General features: G+C 48.1%; 10 protein-coding genes and 3 pseudogenes. 8 read left to right on the top strand and 5 right to left on the bottom strand.

What is annotated here, in order from left to right:
- The first annotated feature begins 89 nt into the window (after positions 1 to 89).
- The 3 genes from AB5Y91_RS13450 to AB5Y91_RS13440 are packed head-to-tail and all read left to right on the top strand — an operon-like array spanning position 90 to position 2,850.
- Positions 90 to 1,703, top strand: a complete 1,614-nt coding sequence (locus AB5Y91_RS13450) for an IS1634-like element ISAs25 family transposase (protein ID WP_010674210.1) — start codon at positions 90 to 92, stop codon at positions 1,701 to 1,703.
- 12 nt (positions 1,704 to 1,715) lie between these two features.
- Positions 1,716 to 2,108 carry a hypothetical protein gene (locus tag AB5Y91_RS13445; protein WP_368170009.1) on the top strand — a complete coding sequence of 131 codons (393 nt, stop codon included), beginning with the start codon at positions 1,716 to 1,718 and terminating at the stop codon, positions 2,106 to 2,108.
- Between the two features lie 22 nt (positions 2,109 to 2,130).
- Entirely contained in the window at positions 2,131 to 2,850 is a 720-nt protein-coding gene (locus tag AB5Y91_RS13440; protein ID WP_368170008.1) for a hypothetical protein, read from the top strand.
- A 425-nt stretch (positions 2,851 to 3,275) separates the two neighbouring features.
- Here the strand turns inward: AB5Y91_RS13440 and AB5Y91_RS13435 are convergent, their stop codons facing one another.
- A complete protein-coding gene (locus AB5Y91_RS13435) occupies positions 3,276 to 4,019 on the bottom strand; it encodes a DUF4113 domain-containing protein (protein WP_368170012.1) in 744 nt (247 codons plus the stop codon).
- A gap of 226 nt (positions 4,020 to 4,245) precedes the next feature.
- Between AB5Y91_RS13435 and AB5Y91_RS13430 the strand changes: the two genes are divergently transcribed.
- Positions 4,246 to 4,644, top strand: a complete 399-nt coding sequence (locus AB5Y91_RS13430; RefSeq protein WP_368170011.1) for an antitoxin Xre/MbcA/ParS toxin-binding domain-containing protein — start codon at positions 4,246 to 4,248, stop codon at positions 4,642 to 4,644.
- A 475-nt stretch (positions 4,645 to 5,119) separates the two neighbouring features.
- Here the strand turns inward: AB5Y91_RS13430 and AB5Y91_RS13425 are convergent, their stop codons facing one another.
- The 4 genes from AB5Y91_RS13425 to AB5Y91_RS13410 all read right to left on the bottom strand — a co-directional run bounded on the left by AB5Y91_RS13425 (position 5,120) and on the right by AB5Y91_RS13410 (position 9,351).
- On the bottom strand, positions 5,120 to 5,500 hold the full coding sequence (locus AB5Y91_RS13425) for a diacylglycerol kinase (protein WP_042865961.1): 381 nt from the start codon (positions 5,498 to 5,500) through the stop codon (positions 5,120 to 5,122).
- Positions 5,501 to 5,618: 118 nt separating this feature from the next.
- Positions 5,619 to 7,244, bottom strand: a complete 1,626-nt coding sequence (locus AB5Y91_RS13420; protein WP_368170007.1) for an MCR-3-related phosphoethanolamine--lipid A transferase — start codon at positions 7,242 to 7,244, stop codon at positions 5,619 to 5,621.
- A gap of 66 nt (positions 7,245 to 7,310) precedes the next feature.
- The gene (gene mcr-3, locus AB5Y91_RS13415; protein WP_323921425.1) at positions 7,311 to 8,933 is read right to left on the bottom strand and encodes an MCR-3 family phosphoethanolamine--lipid A transferase; all 1,623 of its coding nucleotides are present in this window, start codon (positions 8,931 to 8,933) and stop codon (positions 7,311 to 7,313) included.
- A 205-nt stretch (positions 8,934 to 9,138) separates the two neighbouring features.
- Positions 9,139 to 9,351, bottom strand: a complete 213-nt coding sequence (locus AB5Y91_RS13410; RefSeq protein WP_368170010.1) for an EamA family transporter — start codon at positions 9,349 to 9,351, stop codon at positions 9,139 to 9,141.
- 167 nt (positions 9,352 to 9,518) lie between these two features.
- On the opposite strand from AB5Y91_RS13410, the pseudogene AB5Y91_RS13405 reads away from it, so the two are divergent.
- The 4 genes and pseudogenes from AB5Y91_RS13405 to AB5Y91_RS13390 all read left to right on the top strand — a co-directional run.
- Positions 9,519 to 9,638 (top strand): annotated as a pseudogene (locus AB5Y91_RS13405) (IS4 family transposase); the annotation flags it as partial.
- A 566-nt stretch (positions 9,639 to 10,204) separates the two neighbouring features.
- A pseudogene (locus tag AB5Y91_RS13400) lies at positions 10,205 to 10,947 on the top strand (IS3-like element ISAs20 family transposase); the annotation flags it as partial.
- Positions 10,948 to 11,005: 58 nt separating this feature from the next.
- Positions 11,006 to 12,174, top strand: a protein-coding gene (locus AB5Y91_RS13395; RefSeq protein WP_323921426.1) for an IS3-like element ISAeme20 family transposase whose coding sequence is annotated in 2 segments (ribosomal slippage) — positions 11,006 to 11,261 and positions 11,261 to 12,174 — 1,170 coding nt in all. Because the reading frame shifts where the segments join, the coding sequence is not laid out codon by codon here.
- A 30-nt stretch (positions 12,175 to 12,204) separates the two neighbouring features.
- Positions 12,205 to 12,553 (top strand): annotated as a pseudogene (locus tag AB5Y91_RS13390) (IS5 family transposase); the annotation flags it as partial.

Genomic DNA, 12,553 nt, shown 5'->3' with positions numbered 1-12,553 from the left:
CCGTCATTCCGCACCTGATTTTGCTATTTTCAGTGCTTGACGGCGATCGGCCGTTCTGATCTATTACTCTCTTTTGCAGGTAGATCATCATGGCCGCACCCGCTATCTCGATCCGTAACCTCGATCACCTTGGTTTGGTCGCCGCACTCTGCCAGGAACTGGGCATTGCCCGCATGATCGATGCCTTGCTCCCCAAAACCCCGCCTTTCAAGGTCTCACATGGTGAAGCCTTGGTCGCCATGATAGTGAACGGCCTCGGCTTTCACAGCAGCACCCTGCACATGTTCCCGCAATTCTTTGCTAACAAGCCGGTTGAGCGCCTGATTGGCCCCGGGATCTGTGCTGATGACCTCAATGATGATGTGCTCGGTCGCTGTCTCGATGCCCTCTTTGAGGCCGATGTCAGCGCCTTGTATCAGGTGATGGCGGCGCAAGTTGTCGAGCGGCTGGGGCTCAAAAGCACCGCAGTGCACCTCGATATTACCAGCTTCCACGTCGATGGCGCCTATGACTGTGCCGATGGGGATCTGGTCGGTAAGCTGCAACTGGTGCGTGGTTATAGTCGTGATCACCGGCCAGAGCTGAATCAAGTGATCCTTGAGCTCATCTGTGAAAATCAGGCTGGCCTACCTGTCTATATGCAGGCCCTGAGCGGCAATAGTAATGACACCAAAGCCTTTGCCCAGACCGTTCGTCGCCATTTGAGCAGTCTCAAGGCCGCGCAGGAGTGCCGTTATCTGGTCGGCGATGCCGCACTGTACTGCGCCGATACCTTGCAATTACTGGCGCAACAGCAGCAACTATTTGTGACCCGGGTGCCCGTCACTCTCAATGAGGCAAAGCAGGCCGTGGCAACCATAGGTGCACAACCGCTGACCGCTCTGGGCAATGGCTATCATGGCCGTTGGCAACACGCGAATTATGCCGGGGTCGCGCAACGTTGGTTGCTGGTGCGCAGCGAACAAGCCAGCCACCGCGAGCAGCAGACATTGGCCAAAAACCTGCTCAAAGACAGTACCCGCGAGCTCAAAGCCTTCGCCAAATTGTGTGCCCGACGCTTTGCTTGTGAGGCGGATGCCCAAGCTGAGTTGAGCTGTTTTACCGCCAGCTTGATGCTGCTGCAACTGGATGCCGAAGTGGTAGGTGAACCCGTTTATACAGGACGTGGCAGACCCAAGCGTGGCGAAGAGCCAATTGGCCATCAGTTTCAAATCACTGGGTTGGCGGCAACTAGCCTGGCCTGCGTTGAAGAGGCCCGCAACCAGACCGGGGTGTTCATCCTGGCGACCAATGACCACAGCGATACGCTGACCATGGCCGAACTTTTGGCCACCTATAAAGCGCAGCAGAATGTCGAACGGGGCTTTCGTTTTCTCAAGAGCCCGGAGTTTTTAACCTCCTCACTGTACCTGAAAAAGCCGGAGCGGATTGAAGCGTTGCTCATGGTGATGACCTGTAGCCTGATGATTTACGCAGCGTTGGAGCACCGGATCCGGCAGGGATTAGTGGAGCAGAATCGCAGTGTGGCGGATATGAAAAAGAAACCGACCCAGCAGCCGACGGCCCGTTGGATCTTTTTGCGCTTTGGTGGCATCCATGAATATCGACTGGGAGAAGCTCCGCCACAAGTAACGGAGCTAACAGGAGACCAGCAGATCATTTTGGAGGTATTGGGTGAGCGCTATCGGCAAATTTATTCCTAAATCAGGTGCGGAATGTCGGAAAGATCAGTGCAGTCATTTGTGGATAAAAAAACATATGGTACATCGTCATTCTTTTTCCGGCTTCTAAGACTGGATTTTGTTTTGCTATCAGTCGAGGAACCGACAGACAGTTTTATATCAAATGCATTAGCACTGTTGAAAGACGTTTTGGCTACAATTTTTAGGAAAGGGCTGGAGGGGGTTCATGTAGGATCAAACGCATTGATTCCTGATGGATATGTCCCAGATATTAACTCAGGGAAAGATACTATTGATAAGCCAAACATGTTTTTCTTAGACAGAGAAAAACTTAAGAATGAAATTTTGAAGAACAATGAATGGATTGCTGATTGGTGTGGGGATCCCATATCACACGAACAAACCAAAGAAAAAAACATAAAATAACAATAATAATGAGAGGTGTGGCATGGCTAATATGAGGTTGAATGCAAATCTGAGAACCGTATCATTTAGCAAAACCGTGAGTGTACTGGAAGAACTGGAGCTCAGTTCTGGTATATCTGTGCGTAGGTATAAGGCTGTAAACGTTCACCTGGGCACTGTTGATGTAAACTCTGATTTTTCTCTTATAAAAGAGTTAACCGAGGCTGACGCAAAAAATGCAAAGCTATGGGTTCAGGAGCAGCAACGACTGGTCCTGTATGCCTACATGGAAAATCAGAAAAAAGGACTAATTGGCGGGTGTCCTGTTATCAAACGCAATAAGAGCGACGATGATAAGTATCGAGATCATTATGGGTATATTCCAGATTGCAGGGTTGGTGAATTTATTGGTGTAATCATCAATCAAATCCCACTGTCGTCACCTATACAATCTGTTGAGTCTAACCACTCGTTATATGAAAATATTATTGGGTTGAGAAAGAGAGGTCGTTTGTCTGAAGTGTTTAATAACATTTTAAACACGCTAATTGAAATTCATAAAAAAACCCCTTTCACAATGAAGGAATGGTTTTCTCTTTTCTTGGGAAATAAAGATTGTTATTTATTGATTACAGCAGCTTCTGGTTATAAACAGAATGATTTTGAAAAAATGCTTCCAGATAATCATAGAGCAGTAAGATTGTCGCTGATAAAGAAGGCTATTAAAGATAAATCTCCAGCTAACTTATTGATCGAGGGGTAATCCCCGCCTCATACTGGGCCTTTATAGAGGATAGAGTGTGTAATGAGTAAACCATTTGGTTCCGGCAGCGTTATAGTTCAACCATCTCGTGGCCTGTGGCAGGCCAGCTACTTAGGGCAGAAAGTCACCTATAGCGAAGCACGGTTTGGAGCAATGGCAGAGACCCTTGCCCACCGGGCTTTGTTAAGATTGCAAACTTTGACCCTGTGTCCGACGATCTGCAATTCAAGTTGTTATGGCGAATGCTGGATGCTGCCAGGCAATTGGGGCTCTCATTGGGCCAACTGCGGCAGTGGATGCTAACTGGAATGCTCAACGGACATGAGATTAAACCACCAATGCGTGATGTGAAAGGCGTTGACCGAATCACCGGTTGCGAATTGATGATGGCGCAAGAGCGCCTTGCTGAGTGCAAATCCGGGTTGTCACTTTGCAATGGGTAATTCGTCTAATGCCGTGGTATAGCGGGGACTGAGTTTTTCACGCCTCATAATCCAATCACTGTTGTCTCTCCCACGAGCTCCAAAATGAATTTTTCCTAATCGTCCCTGGTTGATTCGGTCGATCATCTGCATTAGGTCCTGGCTGCGGGGCTTATGTTGATGATGGTCGAACAAATCTCCCTGCTGGCTGCCGATAGGAGTGAAGTCGGCTAGCATCACGCCCCCTTTTTGGTAGCGGTGCCCATCCCGCCAGATATGAGAGAGCAGTGAGTGGATCACTCCCAGCAGCTCCCTAGTATCGTTGGTAGGCACAGCCAGCTTGGTGCTCACGTGGTTGCCGTAGTAGGGCTCTTTGTCATTGAAGGGGGTGGTACGAATGAATAGGGTGACATGGCGACAGCACATTCCCTCTGCCCGGAGTTTTTCAGCTGCACGTTCCATATATCCTGCGAGGGCTTGATGCATGGAATTCATGTGTGTGATCCGTTCACCGAATGATCGGGAGCAGATGATCTGCTGTTTGGCTTGTGTGTCCTGCTCCAGGCTGGCGCATGGGTAGCCGCGTAGCTCTAGCACGGTTCGCTCAACAACGACCCCATAACGATGCCGTAGGTTTTTACCATCGACAGCGACTAGGTCCGCCACACTATTGATCCCTTGTGCTTCGAGCCTGGTGGTCAGTTTTCTACCTATTCCCCATATTTCCCCGACTGGAGTGATAGCCATCAAACGCGCTCGACGTGCCTCATCACGCAAATCAACCACTCCACCAGTCGCAGGCCACTTCTTTGCGGCGTAGTTTGCCAGCTTGGGAAGGTGCGAATAAGTACCCTATGTGCCAAAACTAAAAAGTTTAGCCATTTAATATCAATAATTTAGAATGGTGTGTTTTTGTGCCAAGTGACTTGTTAGCACCTTCCCTAGTAGTGACACAGCTAATGCAAACTTTCTCCTGGAAGCCCTTGGTATTCCTCGTGACCCACTAGGAGCACATCAATGGATCGTGGCTGGCGTAGCACCGGACACAGTATATCAGCTCGCTGAATTGATGAAGACGGATTTGGTGACGGTTTGCCAATGGGCTGGTATTAGCCGGGGTACACTGGCCCGCAAACTGCGGATTGCAGCCCCCCTATCAATATCGCAGGGTGCTAGGGTATACGGAGTTGCACAGGCCCTCGATGCGGCACTCGTCTTCCACAGGAACGATACCGTCAAGACACTGTCGTGGTTAAACCGCACAGCCTGGGGCCTTGGTGGCGTAGCTCCAGCTAAGTTGTTGGCTACACCAATGGGGGTTCAGGCTGTTGTCGATCTGGTGGGACGGATTCAGCATGGGGTGTGCCTATAAATTTAGGCAGCCTGTGGCGTCATCTTTCAGTTCAAAAAAACATCACGACAGTTTTTTTGCAAATTTTTTCGTTTTAGCCACTTGAAAAATTCTGAAAACTGTCCATTTACTAATTATGAGAACAAAAGACTTTTTTAAACATTCCGCTGCTTCGCAGCGAAGATAAACCAGTTTTACTACTTCCCCACATACTATTTTATTAGAATCGACACTGATATTAGCATTCAAACATGTCAAGCTTTAATAAACAGGCTCAAAAATCATGCTGTCATTACTTAACTAAGTGTCAAATTTCGTATGAGTAGAATCAAGACCGAAAAACAGTCATAATAAAATATGGTTATTTTCGCACCTATGGTGCGGGCTAAACAGACAAAAAGTTCCACCTTATGATTAGCATCTATTATTTTTTCATTTAACAGCCACCATTTATGGCGGCTGCCATGAATAATCAAAAATATTATTGATGATAACACTACCACCAGGCTAATAAATTACGCCCTGTCAATGCCCCCCACACTATGGCATTCAACATCAGAGCAATGAAGACAGCCGCAGAGCCCATGTCTTTAGCTCGACCAGAAAGCTCATGATGCTCCGACCCTATTCTGTCTACTACTGCTTCAATAGCTGAGTTCAGGATCTCTACAATCACAACCAGCCAACTTATAACCATTAGGAGTAGTATTTGATTTAAACTATCTCCGACAAAAAACGCTAGAGGCATCAACAGCACAATGAGTAACAGTTCCTGACGAAAAGCCGCTTCATGTCTCCAAGCTGAAGAAAGTCCCTTCATACTATAATTGGTGGCATGAATGATTCGGGTAATTCCAGTTGCACCAGGCTTTGCCATTTTAGCTTCCTCTTTCTGCTTTGCCCGTTAAAAAATTTCAACCATGAAATACACGGACAATAGTAACAAACCTATTATTTAACAGATGATTGGGGGCCTGAGCCCCCAATCACGTAATTTATTGAACATTACGACATTGACTGAAAATATCTAGACCCTTTTCGTAAACTGATGTTTTGACGTCCCAGATACCCAATACAGATGAGAAAATATTATCATGTGAGTAACGAGTATCAGCGGCTTTCTGCTGCAAACACGCCATATCAACGCCTTTCTCTTTGGTAAATCCAGGTGACATCCACACCTGCATAGGTACGCGGGTCTGATCATCCGGTGCAAACTTGTACGGTGTACCGTGCAGGTAAAGCCCCATAGCTCCCAGTGATTCACCATGATCGGAGACGTAGAGCAACGCGGTGTTGTACTTATCTTCGTAGGTTTTCAACTTGGCAATCATCTCTGCAATCACGAAATCCGTGTAGCGGATGGTGTTGTCATAGGTGTTGGTGAGCTCTTCATCTGTGCAGTTTTCAATATCACTGCGTGGACAGTCAGGGGTGAACTGACGATGAGCATCAGGATAGCGCTTGTAGTAGGTTGGGCCATGGCTACCTATCAGGTGGAAGCCAACCAGCTTATCCCCTTTCATTTGAGCAATTTCATTATCGAGGTCTTGAAGGACAACCTCGTCATAGCATGTATTTTTATCGCAGAATTTAGGGTGATCTTTTGGTTCGATTTCGATGTTAGGAACTCGGTCGCAGACACCTTTGCAGCCGCCATCGTTCTCCTTCCAAAAAATGGAGATCCCCGTTTTTTGCAACACATCTAGCAGGCCCTCGCTATTGCGAGCGCGATTATCATCAAACTCCTTTCTACCCATATTGGAGAACATGCAGGGAACGGATACAGCGGTTGCTGTCCCGCAGGAGCGGACATCATTGAAGGAGATCACGCCACCAGATTTACTGGTAAATGGATTGGTGTCTTTCTCGTAGCCATTCATCGAGAAATTTTTACCACGAGCAGTCTCACCAACAACCAGGAACATCAATGTTGGTTTGTCCTTTTTCGTAACCCGTGTGGCATCATCACCTAAAGTAACAAAAGGAATGGGCTCTGCCATATAGCGTCTATACAGGTACTTACTGGTGCTATACATGAAGTTAGCTGGAACGATTTCACGATTTAGAGTCTGATTGTTACGACCAATTGATGCGTAATCTTGGTAGTACAAGGCAGCAATTATCCCAACTATTACCAAAGAGAAAAACATAGATAACAATCGCTGGGCGATACCTTTGTACCAGGTAGATGCATACTCAATTTTCACAAAAAATATCAATGCTGCGGGTAACAAACCGGTCAAAATAACCCAGATTATTATTGGAGCGTTAACGTATGCAAAAGCTTCGCTTTGGTTTGTTTCAAATATATTCTGGATCATATCACCATCAAACAACACACGATATTTCATCATGGTGTAACTGGCGATAGAACCTGTAACAAACAGGAATGCAAAGAACGGCTTCATCAGAAAGCGGATCGAGAATGGCATGAAGACGAAGTTTAATGCAGCAACAAGTAGGAATGGGATTGAAACTACAAACCCTATTTTAAAGTGCTCGATGTTAGACAATATGTCATAGAAATGGAGCAGAACGGGCCAGTTCAGCAAAAATGCGAAGACTAAAGCCAATAGCAGTACAAATGGAACAACTTTTATTCTGACAGCTGAAAACATAATAATTACCTGTTAAACGTCTATTTCTATAAAAACCACTTCATTAAAATATCAACGATTCGCAACTCAATTATTCCGACATTGCTTAAAGATATCTAATTCTTGTTCGTAGATAGCCGTCTTCACATCCCATATTCCCAGGACAGAAAAAAATATGTTGTCATGAGAATAGCGATTGGCTGCGGCATTTTTCTGCAAACATTCCATATTCATGCCTTTTTCTGTGATGAAACCAGGTGACATCCACACCTGCATAGGAACACGGGTCTGATCATCCGGTGCAAACTTGTACGGTGTACCGTGTAGGTAAAGCCCTAATGCTCCCAGTGATTCACCATGATCGGAGACGTAGAGCAACGCGGTGTTGTACTTATCTTCGTAGGTTTTCAACTTGGCAATCATCTCTCCAATCACGAAATCGGTGTAGCGGATGGTGTTGTCATAGGTGTTGGTGAGCTCTTCATCTGTGCAGTTTTCAATATCACTGCGTGGACAGTCAGGGGTGAACTGACGATGAGCATCAGGGTAGCGCTTGTAGTAGGTTGGGCCATGGCTACCTATCAGGTGGAAGCCAACCAGCTTATCCCCTTTCATTTGAGCAATTTCACTGTCGAGCTCTTGAAGGACAACCTCGTCATAGCATGTGTTTTTATCGCAGAACTTTGGGTAATCCTTCGGTTTGATCTCGATGTTAGGAACTCGGTCGCAGACGCCTTTGCAGCCGCCATCGTTCTCCTTCCAAAAAATGGAGACCCCCGTTTTCTGCAACACATCTAACAAACCCTCGCTATTACGAGCGAGATTATCATCAAACTCCTTTCTCCCCATATTGGAAAACATGCAGGGGACAGATACAGCGGTTGCAGTCCCACACGAACGAACATCATTAAAGGAGATCACGCCACCAGATTTACTGGTAAATGGATTGGTGTCTTTCTCATAGCCATTCATCGAGAAATTTTTACCACGAGCGGTTTCACCAACGACCAGAAACATCAACGTGGGCTTACTTTGATTAGTATCCCGTTTTGCATCATCACCTAAAGTTGTAAATGGGATTGGTTCAGCAAGATAACGATTGTAAACGTATTTAACGGTACTATTAACGAAATTGGCTGGAACAATCTCACGCTGGAGGTTTGAATTGTTGCGCCCCACTGACACATAATCTTGATAGTATAGTGCTGCAATAACCGCAATCACTATAAGTGATGCAAACATCGATAGGGCACGAGTTAGAATCCCTTTGAACCATTTTTCCTCATATTCAATTTCAACAAAGAAAAGTAAAATGGCAGGGATAAAACCAGCAATAGTAACCCATCCTATAATTGGTAAGCTTAAATATGCTAACGCCTCATTTTGATTGGTTTCAAAAATATTCTGAATCATGTTTTGATCAAACAAGACTCTATACTTCATCATTGTGTAACTAACGATTGCACTAAGTGCGATAAGAAGTGCAAAAAAAGGCTTTATTAAATACCGTATCGAAAATGGAACAAATACAAAGTTAAGCGCTGCAACAAGCAATATTGGTAATGAAATGGCGAAACCAAACTTAAAATCTTCTAATTTGTAAAGGATTTCGTAAAAATGGAGAACTCCACGCCAGTTCAGCATAAATGCAAAATACAGTGCCAAAAAGAACATAAGCGGAACAATTTTTATTTTTATAAGGGAAGGCATACTTACTCCATTAATAGTCCAACAATCACTTTCTAACGAGACATCTTGTCTTTATGTTGAAAATGAATGGTAACAAAGCTGTACGTGAGCTTAAGCGGCATTTTGTCATTTACTGATAAAAATGCGATCTTAATCAAAAATGTCTTATCCGAAATGATACACAGCTAAAATTAAGGAAGTCTTAAGATGCGCTTCGTTCAGCTTTCTATCGCTTGAAAGCCAATAGCAAGACACCGCCAGCGATCATGCCAATGCCCAGCCATTCTCTGACCGATGGTCGTTCACCAAGGAAAGTGAAAGCAAAAATAGCAACCAGGACAAGGCTGAGCTTGTCTACTGGGGCAACCTTAAAAGCCTCACCAATCTTGAGTGCTCGAAAGTAACAGACCCAAGAAACGCCTGTTGCTAAACCTGACAGAGTAAGAAAAATCCAAGTCTTTGGTGTTAGACCAAAAGGATTGGCCCACTTCCCTGTGTAAGCAATACCTGATTACCTTAACCATCCCCTCATATGAGCGAGGCGTGGCGCGGCTTCTGAGGTATGATCGCCATCCTTGACCAGCTAATACCCAACAGACTATCCCCATGTTTAACCACGAACTAATCCTCAACCACATCGACGATATATTTGGACAAGACATGCATGCCAAGCGTGTTCTTTCCCTCGCCAATGCTACCCTCGGGGTTATCGAGTCAGGTTCACTGGGGCGTTGTTGATCAAATCCGTCGCTGGATGGCCGTTCCCCAACCCGTTGATACCACTCAATTCACTGGCTGGCGAACAGGCATACCAAGCCCTATCAGCTTGTTCATCACCTTCACGCCAGCCCCCGGTGTCAGAATAGTTGTCGCCTAATCTGAATAATCTAAATGTGAAGACCGGGGGCGGATAAAGAGTGTCGAATGGCTCGTTATTCAAGTGAGCGCAAGGCTGCTGCATATTCCGGTCGAAAATGAACACCTATTCCGGTTTAAAATGAACGCTGATTCCGGCTTGCGTGTACACCGATTCCGGACACCTCAGAGCACGTACTCTGATGTCAGATGAACCGTCCTGTTCCAACGTCTTGGATCCACAACTGCCGCGCTGCGCTTGGCTGCTGGCTTGTTCAGTGAGTCGAAAAGATGCCTCCCCTCAAAGCCCAGCTTCTGCTCGAAGAATCCCTGTCCGCATACTTTCCGGAAATGGTGTTCACAGATTCCGGAATCACTGTTCAACTTCACCGGAATACGCAGCTGCTTTGCTCAAGAAGCTGCTGCCGCCCATCAATATGTCGGTGGCCGAGTTGGCTCGGCAGGAAAACATCAGCGAGGTCACTCTGTATAATTGGCGCAAACACGCCAAAGACGGAGGGTCTCCTGTGCCCGGGGACAACAAACTGACCGATGAATGGCCCGCCGAGGCCAAGTTCGCCGTCGTGCTGGAAACCGCTGCGCTTTCCGAGATTGAACTCAGTGAGTACTGCCGCCGTAAGGGTCTCTATCCCGAGCAAGTCCAGCAATGGCGCCAAGCCTGTATTCTGGGCCAGCAATCCGCTCGTACCTTACAACAGGCGGAGAAGGCACAGGCCAAAGCGGACAAGAAGCGTATCCGGCAACTGGAGCAAGAGCTGCGGCGCAAAGACAAGGCCCTGGCCGAGGCGGCAGCTCTGCTGATATTGCAAAAAAAGCTCGATGCCTACTGGAGCAACGTCGACGAGGACAACTGACCTCGTTGCCAGAGCGGCAGCAATACGTTGCATGGTGGCGCGAAGCGCTTGAAGCTGGCGCCCGCAAGCATCCTGCGGCCGAGGTGTTGGGGCTGAGTCTGCGCACGCTCCAGCGCTGGTTGGCCGGGCCTGAGCTGAGTGCCGATAGGCGACCGGATGCGGTTCGTTCCATACCTGCTCATGCATTGAGCCCAGAGGAGCGGCAGGCCGTGCTGGACGTCTGCAATAGCCAGGAGTTCGCCTCGTTGCCGCCGAGTCAAATTGTGCCACGGCTGGCCGACCAGGGGCGCTACTTGGCCAGTGAGGTATCCTGATTTTCACAGACAGTCCCGATTGTTACGATGAGACAATCGGGGGTATTGAATGAAATCGAGAGAACACTATTCACCAGAGTTTCGGGCAGAGGCGGTTCGACTGGTGTTGGAGCAAGGCCTTGGCCAAGCTGAAGCCGCCAGAAGGTTGGGTATTGCCAAAGGCACACTGAGCAACTGGGTGGTCGCAGCCAAAGGAGGAAAGGATACATCGGCCATTCCCGGAGCGCGTTCTGTCGCCGAGCTGGAGGCTGAAGTGGCCCGGCTACGCAAAGCTCTCGCACAAGCCAACATGGAGCGCGACATCATAAAAAAGGCCGCCGCGTACTTTGCTCAGGAGTCACTGCCAAGTACGCGTGGATAGCCAACCAACAGGACATCTATCCCATTTCCGTTATCTGTCGTGTGCTGGAGGTCTCTCGTGCGGGCTTCTACCACTGGCGCCAGCGTCCACCGTCACAGCGCCAACAAGAAGATGAACGACTCAAGGTCGCCATTCGGGCTGCTCACAGCAAGACGCGCCAGACCTATGGCGCATCGCGTTTACAAGCTGAGTTGGCCGCCAAAGGATTTTACGCTGGGCGGGACCGGATTGGGCGATTGCGCCGTGAAATGGGGTTGTCTTGCAAACAAAAGCGCAAATTCAAGGCGACAACCCATTCTGCTCATTCCCTGCCCGTGGCGAAGAATCTCCTTGGTCAGGTCTTTGCGCCGACGAAGCCCAACGAAGTCTGGACCGGTGATATCACCTATATCGCCACCGACGAAGGCTGGCTTTATCTGGCTGGTCTCAAGGATGTGTTTACCTGTGAGATAGTGGGTTATGCGATGGGAGAGCGAATGACCACCGGGTTGGTCAGTCAGGCGCTGTTTCGGGCTGTGCAGCAGAAGAGGCCACCCGTTGGGCTTATTCATCACACAGACCGGGGCAGTCAGTACTGTGCCAAGGCTTACCGGGCTCTCCAGGTACAATTTGGCATGCAGACCTCCATGTCACGCAAGGGGAACTGCTTCGACAATGCCCCGATAGAAAGCTTCTGGGGGTCTCTTAAAAATGAACTGGTTCACCACCATAGATTCGAGACGAGAGCGGAGGCCAAGGCAGCGATTCAGGAATACATAGAGATTTTTTACAACCGCCAGCGTCGGCATTCACGACTTGGCAATGTCAGCCCGGCGGAGTTTAACAAGAGGTATTGGAGAACTGCTCAGGCTGCTTGATCCGGGACTGTCCGATCTTGTCAGGACACCTCAATGCGTCTGTTTGCCCGGTTATCCCTGGATAGCGCCTTGCCGGACCGCACCACCATCATGAATTTCCGCCACCTGCTGGAGCAGCATCAACTGGCCCGCCAATTGTTCAAGACCATCAATCGCTGGCTGGCCGAAGCTGGCGTCATGATGACTCAAGGCACCTTGGTCGATGCCACCATCATTGAGGCTCCCAGCTCGACCAAGAACAAAGAGCAGCAACGCGATCCGCAGATGCATCAGACCAAGAAAGGCAATCAGTGGCACTTTGGCATGAAGGCCCACATTGGTGTCGATGCCAAGAGTGGCCTGACCCACAGCCTAGTCACCACCGCGGCCAACGAGCATG

The organism is Aeromonas sp. R4-3 (genome assembly GCF_040908275.1).
Classification (GTDB): domain Bacteria; phylum Pseudomonadota; class Gammaproteobacteria; order Enterobacterales; family Aeromonadaceae; genus Aeromonas; species Aeromonas rivipollensis.
The sequence above is the reverse complement of the archived record's forward strand: the minus strand, read 5'-3'. Positions and strand labels throughout refer to the sequence as shown.

Excerpts from the sequence above, each read along its gene's own strand:
- AB5Y91_RS13450 (WP_010674210.1), top strand. The coding sequence starts at position 90 with ATGGCCGCACCCGCTATCTCGATCCGTAACCTCGATCACCTTGGTTTG.
- AB5Y91_RS13445 (WP_368170009.1), top strand. The coding sequence starts at position 1,716 with ATGTCGGAAAGATCAGTGCAGTCATTTGTGGATAAAAAAACATATGGT.
- AB5Y91_RS13440 (WP_368170008.1), top strand. The coding sequence starts at position 2,131 with ATGGCTAATATGAGGTTGAATGCAAATCTGAGAACCGTATCATTTAGC.
- AB5Y91_RS13435 (WP_368170012.1), bottom strand. The coding sequence starts at position 4,019 with ATGGCTATCACTCCAGTCGGGGAAATATGGGGAATAGGTAGAAAACTG.
- AB5Y91_RS13420 (WP_368170007.1), bottom strand. The coding sequence starts at position 7,244 with ATGTTTTCAGCTGTCAGAATAAAAGTTGTTCCATTTGTACTGCTATTG.
- AB5Y91_RS13425 (WP_042865961.1), bottom strand. The coding sequence starts at position 5,500 with ATGGCAAAGCCTGGTGCAACTGGAATTACCCGAATCATTCATGCCACC.
- mcr-3 (WP_323921425.1), bottom strand. The coding sequence starts at position 8,933 with ATGCCTTCCCTTATAAAAATAAAAATTGTTCCGCTTATGTTCTTTTTG.